The organism is Streptomyces sp. 2131.1 (assembly GCF_900105515.1).
Lineage (GTDB): Bacteria > Actinomycetota > Actinomycetes > Streptomycetales > Streptomycetaceae > Streptomyces > Streptomyces drozdowiczii.
The window spans coordinates 310,927-329,222 of record NZ_FNSY01000001.1 but is presented as its reverse complement, the minus strand read 5'-3'; the positions used below and the strand labels follow the sequence as shown (position 1 = coordinate 329,222).

At 74.6% G+C, this 18,296-nt stretch carries 16 protein-coding genes; 11 read left to right on the top strand and 5 right to left on the bottom strand.

Annotated features, from left to right (window positions below):
- The first annotated feature begins 43 nt into the window (after positions 1 to 43).
- Positions 44 to 484 (top strand): DUF2000 domain-containing protein, encoded by a 441-nt coding sequence (locus BLW14_RS01660; protein WP_093703566.1) that lies wholly within the window; start codon positions 44 to 46, stop codon positions 482 to 484.
- Between the two features lie 44 nt (positions 485 to 528).
- Here the strand turns inward: BLW14_RS01660 and BLW14_RS01655 are convergent, their stop codons facing one another.
- The 3 genes from BLW14_RS01655 to BLW14_RS01645 form a co-directional block, all read right to left on the bottom strand.
- Positions 529 to 1,575 carry a polyprenyl synthetase family protein gene (locus BLW14_RS01655; protein ID WP_093703564.1) on the bottom strand — a complete coding sequence of 349 codons (1,047 nt, stop codon included), beginning with the start codon at positions 1,573 to 1,575 and terminating at the stop codon, positions 529 to 531.
- Complete coding sequence (locus tag BLW14_RS01650) at positions 1,572 to 2,624, bottom strand: tetratricopeptide repeat protein (RefSeq protein WP_093703562.1); 1,053 nt, start codon at positions 2,622 to 2,624, stop codon at positions 1,572 to 1,574. The genes BLW14_RS01655 and BLW14_RS01650 overlap by 4 nt, the downstream gene beginning before the upstream one ends.
- A gap of 224 nt (positions 2,625 to 2,848) precedes the next feature.
- Entirely contained in the window at positions 2,849 to 4,141 is a 1,293-nt protein-coding gene (locus BLW14_RS01645; protein WP_093703560.1) for an alpha/beta family hydrolase, read from the bottom strand.
- Between the two features lie 249 nt (positions 4,142 to 4,390).
- Between BLW14_RS01645 and BLW14_RS01640 the strand changes: the two genes are divergently transcribed.
- Genes BLW14_RS01640 through BLW14_RS01595 form a run of 10 tightly spaced genes read left to right on the top strand, consistent with a single transcriptional unit; the run spans position 4,391 to position 15,607 of the window.
- Positions 4,391 to 5,647 carry an ATP-grasp domain-containing protein gene (locus tag BLW14_RS01640; protein ID WP_093703558.1) on the top strand — a complete coding sequence of 419 codons (1,257 nt, stop codon included), beginning with the start codon at positions 4,391 to 4,393 and terminating at the stop codon, positions 5,645 to 5,647.
- Positions 5,644 to 6,477 (top strand): Rossmann-like domain-containing protein, encoded by an 834-nt coding sequence (locus tag BLW14_RS01635; protein WP_093703556.1) that lies wholly within the window; start codon positions 5,644 to 5,646, stop codon positions 6,475 to 6,477. The genes BLW14_RS01640 and BLW14_RS01635 overlap by 4 nt, the downstream gene beginning before the upstream one ends.
- Positions 6,474 to 7,541: a PLP-dependent cysteine synthase family protein gene (locus BLW14_RS01630; protein ID WP_093703554.1), complete on the top strand. Its 1,068-nt coding sequence runs from the start codon at positions 6,474 to 6,476 to the stop codon at positions 7,539 to 7,541. Before BLW14_RS01635 ends, BLW14_RS01630 begins: the two co-directional genes overlap by 4 nt.
- On the top strand, positions 7,538 to 8,596 hold the full coding sequence (locus BLW14_RS01625; protein WP_093703552.1) for an enolase C-terminal domain-like protein: 1,059 nt from the start codon (positions 7,538 to 7,540) through the stop codon (positions 8,594 to 8,596). Before BLW14_RS01630 ends, BLW14_RS01625 begins: the two co-directional genes overlap by 4 nt.
- On the top strand, positions 8,593 to 9,855 hold the full coding sequence (locus BLW14_RS01620) for an MFS transporter (RefSeq protein WP_093703550.1): 1,263 nt from the start codon (positions 8,593 to 8,595) through the stop codon (positions 9,853 to 9,855). The genes BLW14_RS01625 and BLW14_RS01620 overlap by 4 nt, the downstream gene beginning before the upstream one ends.
- A gap of 11 nt (positions 9,856 to 9,866) precedes the next feature.
- Complete coding sequence (locus BLW14_RS01615) at positions 9,867 to 10,661, top strand: class I SAM-dependent methyltransferase (protein WP_093703548.1); 795 nt, start codon at positions 9,867 to 9,869, stop codon at positions 10,659 to 10,661.
- A 41-nt stretch (positions 10,662 to 10,702) separates the two neighbouring features.
- On the top strand, positions 10,703 to 12,286 hold the full coding sequence (locus tag BLW14_RS01610; RefSeq protein ID WP_093703546.1) for an ABC transporter substrate-binding protein: 1,584 nt from the start codon (positions 10,703 to 10,705) through the stop codon (positions 12,284 to 12,286).
- Positions 12,283 to 13,236, top strand: coding sequence for an ABC transporter permease (locus BLW14_RS01605; protein ID WP_093703544.1), 954 nt, complete (start codon positions 12,283 to 12,285; stop codon positions 13,234 to 13,236). The genes BLW14_RS01610 and BLW14_RS01605 overlap by 4 nt, the downstream gene beginning before the upstream one ends.
- The gene (locus BLW14_RS01600; protein WP_093703542.1) at positions 13,236 to 14,114 is read left to right on the top strand and encodes an ABC transporter permease; all 879 of its coding nucleotides are present in this window, start codon (positions 13,236 to 13,238) and stop codon (positions 14,112 to 14,114) included. Before BLW14_RS01605 ends, BLW14_RS01600 begins: the two co-directional genes overlap by 1 nt.
- Positions 14,111 to 15,607 (top strand): ABC transporter ATP-binding protein, encoded by a 1,497-nt coding sequence (locus BLW14_RS01595; RefSeq protein WP_093703540.1) that lies wholly within the window; start codon positions 14,111 to 14,113, stop codon positions 15,605 to 15,607. Before BLW14_RS01600 ends, BLW14_RS01595 begins: the two co-directional genes overlap by 4 nt.
- 30 nt (positions 15,608 to 15,637) lie before the next feature.
- On the opposite strand, the gene BLW14_RS01590 is transcribed toward BLW14_RS01595, so the two are convergent.
- The gene (locus tag BLW14_RS01590; RefSeq protein WP_093703538.1) at positions 15,638 to 17,770 is read right to left on the bottom strand and encodes a SpoIIE family protein phosphatase; all 2,133 of its coding nucleotides are present in this window, start codon (positions 17,768 to 17,770) and stop codon (positions 15,638 to 15,640) included.
- A gap of 102 nt (positions 17,771 to 17,872) precedes the next feature.
- Positions 17,873 to 18,265, bottom strand: coding sequence for a nuclear transport factor 2 family protein (locus tag BLW14_RS01585; protein ID WP_093703536.1), 393 nt, complete (start codon positions 18,263 to 18,265; stop codon positions 17,873 to 17,875).
- Positions 18,266 to 18,296: the final 31 nt, after the last annotated feature.

The window sequence follows — 18,296 nt, the reverse complement described above, 5'->3', positions numbered from 1 at the left end:
TTCGTACAAGACCGGGCCGGGGCCCGCCCGGCAGGCTCGGGGCATGACAGCTGAGACCACCGCTCCCGCTTCCGTCCGCTTCGACACCAAGATCGCCGTACTGCTCCGCAACGACCTGGAGGCCTGGCAGCGGCTGAACGTCACGGCCTTTCTGGTCAGCGGTCTCGGCACGGTCGCCCCCGAGGTGATCGGCGAGCCCTACGCCGACGCCGACGACACCCCGTACCTGCCGATGTTCCGCCAGCCGGTCATGGTCTTCGAGGGGACGAAGGAGACGCTCATCACCGCCCACACCCGCGCGGTCGGCCGGGGCGTGGCCCTGTCGGTGTTCACCTCGGACCTCTTCGCGACCGGCAACGACCGCGACAACCGCGCCGCCGTGCGCGCGGTGCACCGGGACGCGCTGGACCTGGTGGGGATCGCGGTGCACGGCCCCCGCAACGCCGTGGACAAGATCACCAAGGGCGCGTCGATGCACCGCTGAGCACGTCCGCGCCGCCCGCCGGAACGAAGGGCGGCGCGGAGGCGTCACAGGACGCGGTCCACCACGTACGGGAACAGCGTGAGCATCTCCTCCAGCGCGTCGGGCGCCAGCGGAACGCTCTCCAGGCACGCCCGCGCCCGCTCCAGATGGCGGTGCGCCTCCGCCGTGGCAGCCGCCCGGCCGCCGGCCTCCTCCACCAGCTCCGCGGCCCGCCGCAAGGCATCCTCGTCCAGCGGACCACCGCGCAGCAGCGCCGCCAGTTCCGTCGCGGCCGGGCCGCCGGCGGCGAGCGCGGCGAGCACCGGGTAGGTCTTCTTGCCGCGCCCGAGGTCGCCGTGCACCGGCTTGCCCGTGACCGCGGGATCGCCCCAGATGCCCAGCACGTCGTCCGCCGCCTGGAACGCAACGCCCAGGTGGCGTCCCGCAGTGGCCAGCGCGTCGGCCTCCGTGCGCCCGGCGCCGCCGAGCAGGGCGCCCAGCCCGGCGGCGCAGCCCAGCAGCGCACCGGTCTTGCGCTCGGCCATCAGCCGGTACTCGTGCGGTCGCACGGCGTCGGGGCCGGCCCAGGGCCGCGACTCGAAGAGCAGGTCGTCGGCCTGGCCGTGCACCAGGTCGGTGAGGGTGCCGGCGAGCAGCCGCACCGCCGGGACGCCCTGCCTGCCCGGCGCGTCGGTCAGCGTCCGCACCGCCTGGGCGAACAGCGCGTCCCCCGCGAGGATCGCCGGACCGGTCCCGTAGGCCTTCCAGGCGGTGGCGCGCCGCCTGCGCGTCTCGTCGCCGTCCATGATGTCGTCGTGGAGCAGCGAGAACGTGTGGATCAGCTCGACGGCGACCGCTCCGGGGACCGCGTCCCGGGCCTGGGCCCCGACGGCCTCCGCGCCGAGCACGGCCAGCGCCTGGCGTACGCCCTTGCCCTGGGCGCCCGGCACATCACCGCCGTCCACCCCGTCCCACCCGAGCGAGAAGGCGGTGATCTCGCCGTGCCACGGGTGCAGCCGGCGCACGGCCCGGGACAGGGCGGGGCGGACCAGGGTGCGGCAGCGGGCCAGGATCCGCGGTGCGGTGACCGGGGAGGCCGTGGGAGACGTCATCGGCCACCGCCCGTGTCCCCGGCCGGCTCCACGCCCAGCTCCGCGTAGGCCCGGTCGACCATGTCCCGGGCGTTGAGCAGCCCGATCCGGTCGAGTGTGGCCCGCAGCGCGTCCAGGTCGGCGGCCGTCTCCCCGGCGTCCCGCCCCAGCCTGGCGAGCGACTTCACCAGCCCGAGCCGCGCCAGGGCCTCGCCCCTGGGCTCCGCCATCGTCCGGAACTCCTCCAGCGCCCCCGCGTAGCCCTCCCTGGCCTCCTCGTGGCGCCCGGCACGGTAGAGCACGTTGGCGCGCATCTTGTGGTTGTACGCCAGGGCGCTGGACAACTTCATCTCGCGGCAGGTGACTTCGGCCTCCGCCAGCAGTTCCAGGGCACGGTCCGGGTCGTTGTCGCGTACGGAGATGATGTCGGCCATGCCGCGCAGCGCCCAGGCCCGGCCGCGCCGGTCGTCGGCGTCACCGGCCAGCTGGGCCGCCTCCTCGAACATCGCCAGGGCGGTGTCGAAGGAGCCGGTGTTGCGGTGGATCTGCGCGATGCCCTCCAGGGCCCAGACGGTGTGGCGTGCCTCCCCGCGTGCCCGGGCCTCGGCGAGCAGCTGCTCGTGCAGCGCGGCGACGGTCCGGTAGTCGCCCTGGATGCGGCCGGTCTCCGCGAGGCCGGCGAGCGAGTAGCCCCGGGCGACGACGTCCCCGCCCTTCTTGCCCATGTCCGCCGCCAAACCCAGGAGCCGGAACGCCAGCCGGAGCCGCCCGCGCTGACGGGCCAGCGTGCCACCGCTCCACAGCGCCCAGGCCATCGCCCCGGCGTCGTCCGCCGAGCGCGCGGCGCGGTAACTCGCCTTCCACGCGAGATCGGCATCCCGCACCTGGCCGAGCCTGCGGTGCGCCTCGGCCACGGCGAGACCCGCCCGGGCCACTTCCCGGGCGGAGCCGGAGCGTTCGGCCTCCTCCAGGTGGCGTACTCCCTCGGCGAGTACGTCCGTGAGCGAGGCGTTCACGGACATCTTGGTGAGGGCGCCCTGGTATTCGGGCGCCAGTGCCTTGGTGTGCATGGAAACCTTTCGCGCGGGCACGGTCCGGACCAGTCATGGCTATGCAGTGCGTGTATACATGTAGCGCATAGTTGACCGGTCTTCCGGGACGTGCTCAGGGGGGTGGGGCGAGGATCGTCGAGTGTGCGGCGTGCCGCCTTGCTGTGGATCAAGACCGCGCATCGGCACCCGGGGTTGCCTCGTGCGGGAAAAGTCGTCGGAACCGCCGATCGGGTGCGCCCGGCTCAGGCGGTCCGGCCGGTCAGGTGGCCGGTGAACCAGTCGCGGGCCCGTTCGGCGACCCGGTCCAGCGTGCCCGGCTCCTCGAAGAGGTGCGTCGCGCCCGGGATCACGTCGAGCCGGCTCTCGCAGCGCAGTTCCGCCTGGGCCCGGCGGTTCAGGTCCAGCACCTCGGTGTCCCGGCTCCCCACGAGGAGCAGGGTCGGCGAGCGGACCTCGCCCAGGCGGGCGCCCGCGAGATCCGGCCGGCCGCCGCGCGAGACGACCGCGCCGATGCCCGTGTCACGGTCCGCGCCGACGACGGCCGCCGCCTGGAGCGCGGCGGCGGCGCCCGTGCTGGCCCCGAACACACCGAGCGGCCCGGGGGAGTGGTCCCGTACCCAGGCCGCGGCGTCCACCAGGCGGCCGGAGAGCGCCGAGATGTCGAAGACGTGGCCGCCCTCGGCCTCCTCGTCCGTGGTGAGCAGGTCGAACAGCAGTGTGCCCAGGCCGGCCCGGTTCAGCGCAGCCGCGACGGACCGGTTGCGCGGGCTGTGCCTGCTGCTCCCGGAGCCATGGGCGAACACCACGAGCGCTCCGGAGTCGCCGGCCGGGGTGAGGGTGCCCGGCAGGTCCACCCCGCCGGCCTCCACCAGTACATCGCTGGTCAGCCGGGGCCCGGAGTGGCGCGCGGCCCGGGCCAGGAGCGTGACGACCTCCTCGTCCGGGGTCTGCTCGAAGTCCCGGTACCACTCGCCCACCGCGGAGAACCCGGCCGGCGCCGACAGGCAGACCAGCTCGTCCGCCTCCTCGCGCAGCCGGGCCGCCGCGGACGGGGGTGCGACGGGCACGGCCAGCACCACATGCGCGGCACCCTGCGCACGGGCCACCGCGCAGGCGGCGAGCGCGGTCGCGCCGGTGGCGATGCCGTCGTCCACGATGACCACCGTGCGCCCTTCGAGGGGGATGCGGGGCCGGTCGCCCCGGAATGCCCCGGCCCGGCGCGCGAGTTCGGTCTCCTCGGCCTGCTGGACGGAGGCGATGTCGAACTCCGACACACCGGCCCGGCGCACGATGTCCTCGCTGATGACGCGGACCCCGCCCTCCCCGATGGCGCCGAAGCCGAGCTCCGGGTGGCGCGGCACGCCGAGCTTGCGGACCACGATCACGTCGAGCGGCGCACCGAGTTCCTGCGCGACGCGGAAGGCGACCGGCACGCCACCGCGCGGCAGACCCAGCACGACGGGGCCGCTCTGCGCGAGGGGGCCGAGAGCTTCGGCGAGACGCCGGCCCGCGTCGGCCCGGTCGGCGAACAGCACGGGACTCACCCCACATCGAAGGCGGCGTACGGCGGTCACCCGTCTCGTGCCCGGGTGGAGCACGTACCTCATTCCAATCAACCGCGCCCGCCGGCCGCACGCAAATCGGTGGAAAGGTACGGGAGCCCGAAACCTAGGTGACAATGAAAACGATTGTCGTTAACGTATGCGGAGCCGGGCGCGCAGCCTGCCGGCCGTGTGCAGGAGCGTGCCCGGAATCCTGCAACCGTGCGGTAAAGAGGGGGAGTTGTGGCTCATCTGCTGATGGTCGAGAGCTGGGTCGGGTCGATGAGCAGACTGCTGCCCAGAGCCATCCGGGAGGGCGGGCACGAATTCACCTTCCTCACCCGCGATCTGCACCACTACCTGCGTTCGGCGCCCGAGGGCGCCCGGCACCCGCTGCTCACGGCCCGGAACATCCTGACCGCCCCCACCAACGACCCCGACCGGCTGCTGCCGTTCACCGAACGGGCCCACCAGGCGCTGGGGTTCGACGCCGTGGTCTCGTCCTGCGACTACTACCTGCCGCTCGCCGCCCGCATCGCGGCCCGGCTGGGCCTGCCCGGCCCGGCGCCCGAGGCGATGGAGAGCGCCTGCCGCAAGGACGCCACCCGGGACGTCCTCGCCCGCGCCGGAGTACCGGGACCGCGCTACGCGGTCTGCGCCGACTGGGCCGAGACCGCGAAGGCGGCGGCACGGATCGGCCTGCCGCTGGTCGTCAAGCCGGTCGATCTGTGCGCCGGGATGCTGGTGCGCCGCGTCGACGACGAGGCACAGCTCGCCGAGGCCCACCGCGCGCTCGCCGACTTCCCGGTCAACGCGCGGGGCCAACGCCGTTCCCCCGTCGTCCTGCTGGAGGAGCTGCTGCACGGCCCCGAGGTCAGCGTGGAGACCGTCACCCACCGGGGAAGGACGCAGGTGATCGGGGTGACCGACAAGAGCATCGGCGGCGCACCGGCCTTCGTGGAGACCGGGCACATGTTCCCGGCGGCCCTCACCGGACAGGACGCCCGCGCGGCCCGCGACACGGCGGTCCGCGCGATCGAGGCGCTGGGCCTGGACGACGTCGTCGCGCACACCGAGATCAAGCTGACGACCGCCGGTCCCCGCGTGGTGGAGGTCAACCCCCGCCCGGCCGGCAACCGCATCACCGAACTCGTCCGGCATGTGACCGGCATCGACATCGCCGCCGCCTGCGTCGACGTCGCCCTCGGCCGGGAGCCGGACCTGCGACCGCACGACACCGGACTGCGCAGCGCCGCCATCGGCTTCCTGGTGCCCGGAACCGGGGGAGTGCTGGACGGCATCGACGGCGGCGACACGGTCGGCGAGGCCCGCGACGTGCTGGAGCTCAGCCTCGCGGCACCCGGCACCCGGGTCACCGCCGCGGGCAGCAACAACGAATACCTCGGGCATGTGATGGCCGGCGACACCGAGGGGCCGGGCGCCCGGGACCGCGTGGAAGCACTGCTGGCGGCCCTCACCCCCCGGGTGGTGACCCGATGACCGCGCACACCGCCACTGCCCCGGCCCCCGGCTCCTGCGAAGAGCTCGTGTCCCGGGCCCTGGCCGGCGCGTACGGGCACGACCCGAGGACCCTCCGCGTCAGCACCGCGTTCACCACCCGCCAGTCCGTCAGGCATACGGGACGGGCCGGCGGCTACCGCAACGAGGTGCTGAGCCTGCGCATCGCCGCTGCCGTCGGCTCCTGCGCGGTCGAGCCGGACGAGCTGCCCGAAGGCACGGCCGACGACTGCGTCGGCACCGATGCCGCCACGCTCCTCGCCCACCCGCTGCGGCCGGTACGGATCGCCGCGCTCGACGCCTTCCTCATGCACGCCCTGCCCCACGGACCCGCCTCGGGCGCCCGGCCGCTGCCGCTGCCCGCAGGAGGTTCCCTGGAGAAGTCCCGGGCCAGGGCCCGCGCAGTCGTCGGCCTGCTGGACCTCCCGCCCGGCCGCACCGTGCTCGTCGTCGGGGTGGTCAACTCGCTCCTGGAGGAGCTGCGCGAGCGCGGACTGCGGTACGTGCCCTGCGACCTCAAGGGCGGCACCACGGAGTGGGGCGAGCCGGTACGCGGCAACGCCTCGGACCTGCTCCCGCGCTGCGACGCCGTCCTCGCCTCCGGGATGACCCTCGGCAACGGCAGCTTCGAGGAGCTCAGGACCCATGCCCTGCGGCACGGCAAGCCGCTCGTGATGTTCGCCCAGACGGGCAGCGCCGTGCTGCCCCGGCTCATCGGCGCCGGGGTCACCGCCGTGTCCGCGGAGCCGTACCCCTTCTTCTGGCTCGACGGCGGCCCCGGCACCATCCACCAGTACGGAGGCACCCGGTGACCACCGCACTCCTGCGCCCCACCGGCAACCGCGAACTGCTCGGCCTGGTCGGACGCACCCCGCTCGCCCGTATCACCGTGCCCCTGCCCTGTCCGCACCCCGGCTTCTGGGCCAAGCTCGAAGGCTTCGGGGTGGGCGGCATGAAGGCACGCGCCGCCGTGTCGATGCTTCAGGGCGCCGAGGAACGCGGCGAACTCCTGCCCGGCGCACCGGTCGTGGAGTCCACGTCCGGCACACTCGGCATCGGGCTCGCCTTCGCGGGCCAGGCACTCGGCCACCCCGTCGTCCTGGTGGGCGACGCCGAACTCGAACCGTCCATGCGGCAGTTGCTGCGCGCCCACGGCGCCCGGCTGGAGCTCGTCGACCGGCCCGCCGACCGGGGCGGCTGGCAGGCGGCACGCCTCGCCCGGCTCCGCGAGCTGCTGTCCACGCTGCCGGACGCGTACTGGCCCGACCAGTACAACAACCCGGACAACACGGCGGGCTACGCCACGCTCGCCGCCGAGATCGCCGGCCGGCTCGACCGCGTGGACGTGCTGGTGTGCAGCGTCGGCACCGGCGGCCACAGCGCCGGGATCGCCGCCGGGCTGCGCGGGCAGTGGCCCGCGCTGCGGCTGATCGGCGTGGACGCCACCGGCTCCACGATCTTCGGCCAGCCCGCCCGCCCCCGGCTCATGCGCGGCCTGGGCAGCAGCATCCATCCCCGCAACGTCGCCCACGACCGCTTCGACGAGGTCCACTGGGTCGGCCCGGCCGAGGCCGCCGACAGCTGCCGCAGGCTCGCCAGGGGCAGCTTCGTCAGCGGCGGCTGGAGCACGGGTGCCGTTGCCCTCGTCGCCGCCTGGGCCGCGCGCGTGCACCCGGACGCGGTCGTCGTGACCGTCTTCCCCGACGGCCCCCACCGCTACCTCGGCAGCGTCTTCGACGACGGCTTCAACGCCCTGCACGGCCTCCGGGCCGGCGCCACCGCGACCCGGCCCGTCGAGATCGCACACCCCCGGGCGGCGGAGGCCACGGGCTGGACCCGCTGCACCACCGTCACCGACCCCCGGGAGCACCGATGAAGTGCACCGTCCGCACCACGGAGCTGCGGCTCGCCGAGCCGCTGCGGATCTCCCGGTCCACCACGACCGCCCGGCACGCCGTCAGGCTGACCGTCGAGCACCAGGGGCTCCACGGCCACGGCGAAGCGGTCACCAGCGTGTACTACGGGCTCGACACCGCGTCCCTGCACCAGTGGCTGCACCGGTGCTCCCGGGAACTCGCCCGTCTCCCCGATCCCGAGACCGCCCTCGCCGCCCTGCCCGAGGACACCACCGGCGAGCCTCCGGCCGTCACGGCCGCCGTGGAATCCGCGCTCCTCGACCTCGCAGGCAAACGCGCCGGAAAGCCCGTGCACCGGCTGCTCGGCGCCTCCACCACACCCACGGCCGCCACCGCCCGGACCATCGGCATCACCACGCCCGCCCGGGCCGCCGCCCTCGCCACCCGCCTCGCGTACCGGGGGTTCACGGTCCTCAAGGTCAAGGCCGGATCGCCCGACCCCGAGGACGACATCGCACGGGTCCGCGCCGTACGCGCCGCCGCCCCCGGAGCGCGGCTGCTGCTCGACCCGAACGGCGGCTGGAGCGCCTCCGCCGCGCCCCGGCTGCTCGGCCGCTTCGCCGAACTGGGCGTCGAGGCCGTCGAACAGCCCGTCGCGCCCGGCGACCCCGGAGGTCTTGCCCGCCTCGCCGCGCGCTCACCGCTGCCGGTGATCGCGGACGAGGACGCGGTGTCCTTCGAGGACGCCCGCCGCCTCGCCGGCCGCGTCCACGGCATCAACGTCAAGCTCGCCAAATGCGGCGGCCCCGGCGCCGCCCTGCGCATCGCCGGCCTGATCGCCGGAAGCGGAACGGATCTCATGCTCGGCTGCCTCACCGCCAGTTCACTCGGCATCGCCCCCGCCGTCCACCTCGCCGACCGCGCCCGGTGGACCGACCTGGACGGACACCTCCTGCTCGCCCACGACCCCTGGACCGGCATCGGCGGCGACGACGGAACCGTACGCGCGAGCGCCCGGCCGGGACTCGGCGTACATCCGAGCCAGGAGCTCGCCGCAGCGGGGGTGCGACCGTGACGACTTGGCGCGAGATCCGAAGCTTCAGCCCGGCCGTCCGCCTCCTGCTGGTCAACCAATTCGGCGTCAACACCGGCTTCTACCTGCTCATCCCCTACCTCGCCGTCCACCTGAGCCGCGACCTCGGCATGTCCGCCGCAGCCGTCGGCACCGTGCTCGGGGTGCGCAACCTCAGCCAGCAGGGACTCTTCGTCATCGGTGGCTCGGCCGCGGACCGGCTGGGCGCACGGGGGGTGATCACCGCAGGCTGCGCCCTGCGGACCGTGGGCTTCGGCCTGTTCGCCCTCGGCGGCGGGACGGCCGTGCTGCTGACCGCCTCCGTGCTCAGCGGACTCGCGGGCGCCCTGTTCAATCCGGCCGTCCGCGCCTACCTCGCCCAGGAGGCGGGGGAGCGCAAGGCCGAGGCGTTCGCCCTGTTCAACGTGTTCGCGACGACCGGCGCCCTCGTCGGGCCCCTCCTCGGCAGCGCGCTCCTTCTCGTCGACTTCCGGGCCGCGGCCCTGACGGCGGCCGGGCTGTTCGCGCTCCTGACCGTAGCCCAAGCCCTGATGCTGCCGGCCGGACAGGTCGCGCCGGCCGAGGAGAGCGTGCTCGCCGACTGGCGCGAAGTGGTGGGGAACCGGGCGTTCATGGCGTTCGCCCTGGCGATGGTGGCCATGATCGCGCTGGAGAGCCAGCTCTATCTGCTGCTCCCCGAGGGCGCCCGCCGCGCCACTGGATGGGACGGCGCCGCCGGCCCGGTCCTCGTCGTGGCGACGCTCGCCGGGCTCGGACTCCAGCTGCGCGTCACGCGGGCGCTCCACCGCCGGGGCAGCCGGGCGGGCTGGATCAGCGGCGGCCTCGCGCTGATGGCCGCCGCCTTCGTCCCGCCCATGCTCGTGACATCGGGTGCCGCCGCGGACCCCGGGGACATGCCGGAAGCCGCACTGCGCATGGTCCCGGTCCTGGTGGGAGCCCTGCTCCTCCAGACCGGGCTCATGGTCGCGCAGCCCTTCGTGATGGAGCTGGTGCCCGCGTTCGGCCGGTCCCGGCTCACCGGCACCTACTTCGGGGTCTTCTACGTCGTCTCCGGCATCGCGGCAGCCCTGGGCAACGCGGCCGTCGGCTGGACCATGGACACCGGTGCGCGCACGGGAGCCGGGTGGCTGCCGTGGGCGTGCTGCCTGGGCCTCGGGCTCGCCTCGGCGGCCGCCGTCGCCCGACTGCACCGCGTCGGGGCCCTGCCCGGAAGGCCGGTACCCGTGCCGGCCCGTGCGTGAGGGGGACGGCCGTGAAGGACAGGAACCTGCTCACCGACAACCCGGCCCTGTACGAGGCGCGCTTCCCGGACACCGAACGGCTCGCCGGACGCTGGGCCGAGGAGTGCCTGCGTCTTCACGGAAGCGGCCCACGCGTCCTGGACATCGGCTGCGGCACCGGTCGCGACGCCGCCCACCTCCACTCCCTGGGCCGTACGGTGACCGGCGCGGACCTCTCCGAGGCCATGCTCCGGCACGCCGCCCGGCACCACCCCGGCCCCCGCTACGTCCCGGCCGACCTGCGCCGCTTCGACCTCGGAGCGGAAAGCTTCGACACCGTGGCCTGTCTGGACAGCGCGCTGCTGTACTGCCGGACCGACGCCGAACTCGACGGCTTCCTCGCCTCCTGCCGCCGGGCGCTCGCACCCGGCGGGCTGCTCGTCGCGGAGATGCGCAACGGCGCCTACTTCCTGGGGCACGCCCACCTCGACAACGCCCCCGCCGCCCACGCCTTCACCCATGAAGGCGTCACCTACCGCTCCGTCACCCGGCTGCGCGTGGACGCCGCCGCACGCCTCCTGCACCGCTCCCGCACCTGGACCACCGACGACGGCTCGCCCCCGGTGGCACAGCGCTCGGCCTGGCGCCTGCTGCTGCCCGAGGAGCTGCGCCGCACCGTCACCGAGGCCGGATTCGAGGTGCTGGCCCTGCACGACGGGCCCGGACCGCGCACCGACCCCGCCTGGCGCGAAGGCGCCGCACCTGCGGGCACGGCGACCGGCGACCGGCTCCACCTCATAGCCCGGCGCACCGCCCCGCACGCCTGAGCCCGGGCCCCGCACCCACCACACAGCAAGGACGACACCCCGTGACGCACGACCACCACCTCCCCGGCCTGCACCGCCGCGGCCTCCTGATCGCCTCGGGAGCAGCCGGAGCCCTCGCTCTCACCGGCTGCGCGGGCGCCACCGACCCCGGCACCTCCGACGCGAAGGCGGAGGCGGGCACCCCGAAACGCGGCGGCCGGCTGAGGGCCGCCTTCGCCGGGGGAGGGGCGAGCGAGACCCTGGACCCGCACCTGAGCAACCTGTTCGCCGACGCCGCCCGTGCCAAGGCCCTCTACGACAAGCTCGCCGACTACGGCGCCGACCTCTCCGCGCAGCCGCGCCTCGCCGACTCCTGGGAGCCGGACGCCACCCTCAAGCGGTGGAAGGTCCCCCTGCGCGCCGCCGCCTTCCACGACGGGAAACCCGTGACAGCGGCCGACGTCCTGCACAGCTACCGTCGCATAGCCGACCCGCAGCGCGCCTTCCGTGCCAGGGCCTCCCTCGAACCGATCGACCTGTCCGCCAGCCGCGCCCTGGACGAGCGGACCGTCGAGTTCGTCCTCAAGCGCCCGACCGCCGAATTCCCCAATGTCATGGCCGCGTTCGGCGCGTACATCATTCCGGCGTCGGCGCGCGAGGGCGACTTCGACCACGCACCCGTCGGCAGCGGGCCGTTCCGCCTGGTCTCCTTCGCGCCGGGCCGCTCCACCCTGCTGCGCCGCAACGACGACTACTGGGAGGGCGCGCCGCACCTGGACGAACTGGAGTTCGTCGTCGCCGACGAGGAGTCCGCGCGCGTCAACGCCCTGCTCGGTGGTCAGGTGGAGTACGCCCACGAGCTGAACCCGGCGACCGCCCGCGCCCTTGAAGACGGCGGGCGCGTGACCATCGTGCGGCTGCGCAACAGCGCCATGCAGTCCTTCGCCATGAAGACCGACCGGCCGCCCTTCGACGACCGCCGCGTCCGCCAGGCGCTGTTCCTCGTCGCCGGCCGCGCGGAACTCGTACGCAGCGCCCTCTCCGGGGCCGGCGAGATCGGCAACGACCTCTTCGGCAAGGGCTACGAGTACTACGCCGACGGCCTTCCCCAGCGCGAACAGGACCTCGGCCGTGCCCGGCGGCTCCTGAAGGAGGCCGGCGCCGACGACCTGCGGATCACCCTGGACACCTCACCGGTCGCCACCGGCTTCACCGAGGCGGCCGCCGTCTTCCGCGACCAGGCCGCGAAGGCGGGCATCACCGTCCGCGTACGGACCGGCAGCAAGGACACGTACTGGAAGGACATCCTCGACGCGGGCACGCTGTGCTGCTACCGGTCCGGGGCGATGCCCATCGAGTCGCACCTCTCCCAGCGCCTGCTCACCGACTCGACCACCAACGCCACGCACTGGCGCCACCGGGACTTCGACGACCTGTACCGGCAGGCTCAGTCCACGAAGGACCCCGGGCAGCGCGCCGAGGTCTACGCCCGGATGCAGCGCCGCCTGTACACCGAGGGTCCGTTCCTCAGCTGGGGCTTCGCCGACTGGATACTCGGCACCGCTCGCAACGTCCGGGGCGTCGCGCGGCAGGCGCCCGCCAACACCCTCGACTGGGCCCGCTTCGACAAGGTGTGGCTGGCGTGAGCGCGACCGGACACCGCGTGGCGCGACGGCTGCTGCTCGGCGGAGCGCAGACCGCCGCCGTCGTGCTGCTCGTCTTCGCCGCCACCGAGGCCCTGCCGGGCGACGCCGCCGTCGCCCTCGCCGGCGACCAGCCCGATCCGGCACGCATCGAGGCCGTCCGCGCGGCCATGCACCTGGACCGGCCGCCCCTTGAGCGCCTGCTGGTCTGGACGGCCGGGCTGCTCCACGGGGACCTCGGTGTGTCGCTGACGTCGGGGCGGCCGGTCGCCGCCGCGCTCGCCGACGGCTTCGGCCCCACCCTGCTGCTCGCCGTGCCGACCGTCCTGCTGCTCGTCCCGGCCGGAATCGGCCTCGGCGTGCTGGCTGCCCGCCGAGAGGGAGGGGCCGTGGACCGGGTCGTGAGCGCGGTGCTGCTCAGCCTGTACGCCGTGCCGGAATTCGCGCTGGGCGCCCTGTTGGTGACCGTGTTCGCCCTGCGGCTCGGCTGGTTCCCGCCGACCGCCGTGGGGTACGGCACCGAACTGGCCTCCCACCCCGCCGCACTCGTCCTGCCCGTCCTCGCCCTGCTCGCCCGCCCGGTCTGCTCGCTCGCCCGGCTCGTCCGCGCGGGCATGCTCGACTCGCTGGCCTCCCCGTACGTGGCACAGGCGCGGCGCTGCGGCCTCTCCCGCACCCGCGTACGGTACGCGCACGCCCTCCCCAACGCCCTCGCCCCGGCCGCCCAGCAACTGGCCCGCACGGTCGACTGGCTGCTGTGCGGGGTGGTCGTCGTCGAGGCCCTGTTCGTGGTCCCCGGACTCGGCACGGTCCTCATGAACGCGGTCGCGGAGCGCGATCTGCCCACGGTGCAGGGGCTCGCGGTGGTCTTCGGTCTCGTCACCGTCCTGCTCAACCTGGGCGCAGACCTGGTCACCCACCGCCTCGCACCCCGGACGGAGGTGGCCGCGTGATGGCGGTCGCCGTGGCCCGTTCCCGGCGCGGCCTGAAGAGAATCGTCGTCGGCCGTCCGGGCGGGGCCGCCAGGGGCCGGGGGGCCCGACGATTCGCCCCCGGCCTCCTCGTCGTCGGCGTGCCGCTTCTCATCGCCCTGGCGGGACCGCTGTTCGCCGGTGACGCGGGTCCGCGCGGTACCTCGCTGACCACCGGCGCCGGCCATCCGCTCGGCACCGACTTCACCGGCCGTGACGTGTTCCGCGAGGTCCTGCTCGGCGGCCGGTCCGTCGTCACCGTCGCCCTCGCGGCGACAGCCCTGACCTACGCGGTGGCGCTGCCCGTCGGATTCGTCTGCGCCCTGACCCGGCGGGCCTGGCTGGAGGAGGTGCTGATGCGCCCGCTGGACGTCCTGCTGGCCGTGCCGTCGCTCCTCGTCGTCCTGCTGGTGGCCACCGCCGTGCAGCCGGGCCCGGCCCGGCTCGCGACCGTGGTCGCGCTCGTCGGCATCCCGGACGCGGCCAGGATCGTACGGGCCGCCGGAGCGGAAGCCGCCTCGCGCCCTGCGGTCGAGGCGCTGCGCATGCAGGGAGAGGGCTGGGTGCGACTGGCCCTCGGCTACGTCGGACGGGCCGTCGCCCGCCCGCTCGCCGCGGACATCGGCGTACGCCTCACCGGCGCGGTCTACCTCGTGGCCACCGCCGCCTTCCTCGGCGTGGGCGTGGCACCGGACGCCGCCGACTGGGCCGTGATGGTGGACCGCAACCGCACCGGCCTGTCCGTGCAGCCCTGGGCGACGGTGGTACCCGCCCTGCTGATCGTCGCGCTCACCATGGGCGGCAACCTGCTCGTCGACGCGGCGCTCGCCCGCCCGCACCGCCCGGAGAAGAACCGATGACCCCTGTACATGCCGCCGCCCAGGACCCGGTCGCCGTGATCGAGGGGCTGCGGGTGGAGATCGGCGGGCGCCTCGTACTCGACGGCGTCGGCCTCAGCCTGCGGCCCGGCCGGATCACCGCCCTCACCGGCGGCTCGGGCAGCGGCAAGACGACCGTGGGGCTCGCCCTGCTCGGCGAGTACCCGGACGGATCACGGGTGACCGGCACCGTAAGGGTCCCGCAGGGCCTCATCGGCTACGTACCGCAGCACCCGGCGGCCGTGCTCAACCCGGCGCGCCGCATCGGGGCGTTGCTGAGGGACATCGCCCGCGGCCGGGTGCGCCACCTCCCGCGATCCCGGCGCCGGGCCGCGGCGCGCGAACGGGTGCTCGACGCGCTCGACCGTGTCCGGCTGCCGGCGGACGGCCGGCTGCTGCGCCGCTTCCCGCACCAGCTCTCCGGGGGCCAGCAGCAGCGCGTGGCGCTCGCCCAGGTGCTGCTGCTCGGCGCCCGTGTCGTCGTCGCGGACGAGCCGACCACCGGACAGGACCCCCTGACCAAGCGCGGGGTCGTGGACCTGCTCGCCGATGTGGCCCGGCAGGGGATCGCCGTACTGCTGCTCAGCCATGACACGGGCGTCGTCCGTGCGTTGGCCGACGAGGTGGTCGTCCTGCGGGACGGGCGGGTGCGGGACGCGGGACCGGCGGCCGCGTCCGGCCGGGCCCCTCTGGGCGGGGCGGGGCGGGGCGACGCGGTGCTCGACGTGCGGTCCCTCGTCGCGCGCCACGGCCGGACGCCGGTACTCGACCGCGTCTCGCTCACCGTCGGCGCCGGTGAGTGCCTGGCCGTGGCGGGCCGGTCCGGGAGCGGCAAGACCACCCTGGCCCGCTGCCTGAGCGGCCTGCACCCCCGCCACGCCGGGGAGGTGCGCCTCGTCGGGCAGCCCCTGCCGCCCGGTCTGCGCGACCGCTCCCGGAGCCAGGTGGCCGGTGTGCAGCACGTCTTCCAGGACGCGAAGGCGGCCTTCGACGAGTACCGCCCCGTGGCCGACCAGGTGGCGCGTACAGCGGTACGGCTGCGCGGTGCGGCCCCGGCCGTGGCGAGGCGCGAGGCGCTCGCGCTGCTGAGCGCCCTCGGGCTCCCGGCGGAGAAGGCGGCGCGCCTCCCCGCGCACCTGTCCGGCGGCGAACTCCAGCGCGCGGCCCTCGCCCGTGCCGCTCTGGCCCGCCCCCGGGTGCTGGTGTGCGACGAGATCACCTCGGGCCTCGATCCGGTGGCCCGGGACGCGGTGCTCGGTCTGCTCGGAGGACTGCTGCGCTCGGGACGCGTCGAGGCGCTCGTCCTGATCACCCACGATCTGGGGACCGCCGCTCTGGCGGACCGGATCGCGGTGATGGAGGACGGCAGGGTGGTGGAGTCGGGGGCGGCGGGCCGGGTGCTGGGCGCGCCGGAGCACGCCTTCACGCGGGAACTCGTCGTGGCGGAGGAAACGTTCGGTGTGCCCGGGGACTGAGAAATCGGGGCGCGGGCCCGCCCCCACACGTCACTCAGCCTCGCTCTCCAGCGCCTTGATGAGCAGCAGCGCGCTGTCATCGCTGCCGGGTGTGGCGTCCTTCGCGTACCGGACGAGACTGTCCGCGACGGCGTCCATCGGCCGGTCGCCGCTCCGGGTGAACTGGCGGGCGAGCGCCGCCGTCGACTCGTCGAGATCCGTGCCGGGCACCTCCACCAGACCGTCCGTGTACAGCGCCAGCGTGGCGCCCGGCGGCAACGGGATCTCGGTGGTCGGGTAGCGGGCGTCCCGGTCGATGCCCAGCAGCAGCCCGGGAGGCAGCCGCAGCACCTCGGTGTCCCCGCCGGGGTGGCGCAGCAGCGGGGGAGGGTGGCCGGCCGTGGCCAGCAGCGCGCGGTGGCCGGCCAGGTCCAGATGGACGTAGAGGCAGCTGGTGAAGAGGTCCGGGTCGAGATCGGCGAGCAGCCGGTTGGTGCGCGCGAGCACTTCGGCGGGCGGCGCGCCGGCCGAGGCGTGCACCGCCGTGCGCACCTGCCCCATCAGCGCGGCGGCCTTCACGTTGTGGCCCTGGACGTCACCGATGGCCGCGGCGGCGGTCGTGGCGTCGAGAGGGATGACGTCGTAGAAGTCGCCGCCGATGCCCATGCCGCGGGTGGCGGGCAGATAACGGGCGGCCACGTCCAGACCGGCGATCCGGGGCAGGGTGTGGGGCAGCAGATGGGCCTGGAGGCTGTGGGCCAGCTGCTCCTTCGTGTCGTACAGGCGGGCCCGGTCCAGGGCCTGGGCGATGAGCCCGGCGATCGACGTGAGCAGCGCCCGTTCCTCCGGCTCGAAGGGGCGCGTACGTTCGTAACCGAGCACCAGCGTCCCGACAGGGCGCCCCGAGGCACAGAGCGGCAGGAAGGCCCAGGCGACCAGGCCCTCCTGGAGCGACGCGGGCGGGAAGGCGCGCCGGAACTCGTCGAAGGTCCGGTAGAAGGCGGGGACACCGGTCGTCAGGACGTGGGCCACCGGGACGGGCGAGGTCAGCGGCGCGCCCTCGAAGCAGTCCATCAGCTCGTCGCTGAAACCGCGGTGCCCCTCGATGCGCAGCCGCCCCTCCGCCGCCGTCAGCACGGCCAGCGCCTGGATGCGGAAGGCGGGCACCAGCTGCTCGGAGATCAGGTCGATCACGTCCTGGATGCCCACGGCCTCGGTGAGCGTCGCGGCCAGATGCATCAGGTGGTAGAGCGCGACGGCACGGCCCGGGGCGCTGGGAGACGCGGCGGCGCCGGTGGCGGTGGGGAGTGCCGGGGCATGCGGCCCGCTCACGGGTGTGATGTACACGCTGATGCCGGACGCGTCGGGGTAGAGGCGGAACGACAGCCACTGGTCCGGCGGCCGCAGGGCCACGAAGGACATCGGCTCGCGGCTGATCATCGCGCCCCGGTACTGGTCCTCGAAGAGCGGATCGGCCATCCAGCGCAGCGACTCCCAGGGCAGCGTCCCCACCAGGTCCTCCACGCGCCCGCCGACCAGGTCGGCGCAGGTCTCCGTGAGGAAGGTGATCCTGCCGTGCATGTCGAGGGTGCAGCAGCCGCCCGGCAGCCGGGCGAGGAAGTCCGCGGCGGCGACCGCCTCGGTGTGCGCGGGCGGCGGCGCGGTGACCGGGGGCAGCACCCGCGGCCCGGCGCCCGCCGCCACCGGACGGCCCCGGTCGCGTGCCTCGCGCAGCACCCGCGCCGCGTCACCGCAGCAGTCGGCGACCGCCGCACGCTCCTGCGGCGTCAGCTGGGCCGCGTGGGAGCCGGGCCACAGCAGCACGATCCCGCCCAGCGCCTCGACTCCGCCGGCCAGGGGCGCGGCGGCGAGCGCGAAACGGTACGGCAGGACGAGCGCGGGGCGCGGATAGCGCCTGGCCAGCTCCTCCTGGCTGCCGAGCCACACCAGGTGCCGGTCCTTCACCGCGTCGGACACCGGTATGGGTGCGGACAGCGGCACCCGCAGCCAGGGATCGGCGATCTCCGCCGGGATCCCGGCCAGCACGGCGAGCCGGAGCGTCGATTCGCCGGGCGGCAGCAGGTAGAGCATCGCCACGGCGGCGCCCGTCTCCCGCATGGCGCGGGCCACCGCCGCGTCCAGAAGGTCCTCCGCGGAGTCCGTGGCGGGCCCGGCATTGTCCATAACCGGACAATACGCCCACGCCTCGCCCTCGACACCGTGGTGGCACCCACCGTGGCGAGGTTCCCGGCGCTGCCCGGCCGACTCCGCGCGGGAGCGGTCGGGTCAGCCCGCCGCCGCCTCCCGGCTGATCTGCTCGAACCGCGCCCCCATCTCCGCGGCCAGCGCCTGCGCGGCCGAAAGGGGGCGGACCATCACCATGAGGTCGTCGATCAGGCCCTCCTCGTTCAAGTGGAGGAAGTCGCAACCGGTGATCTCCCGGTCGCCGACCTTCGCCGTGAAGACGAGCGCGTGGTCGCGCCCGTCCGGGCTCGCCGTCTCCCGTACGTAGCGGAAGTCCCCGAACACCTCCGAGACGGCCCGCAGGATCGCGGCAGTGACCGGCTTCCCGGGGTAGGGCTTGAACGCCACCGGGCTGGTGAAGACGACGTCGTCGGCCAGCGCCGCCTCGACCGCCGTCAGATCGTGCGCCTCGACCGCCTTGCGGAAAGCGAGCATCCCGGCCTCCATAGTCAATTTGTTGAATAGA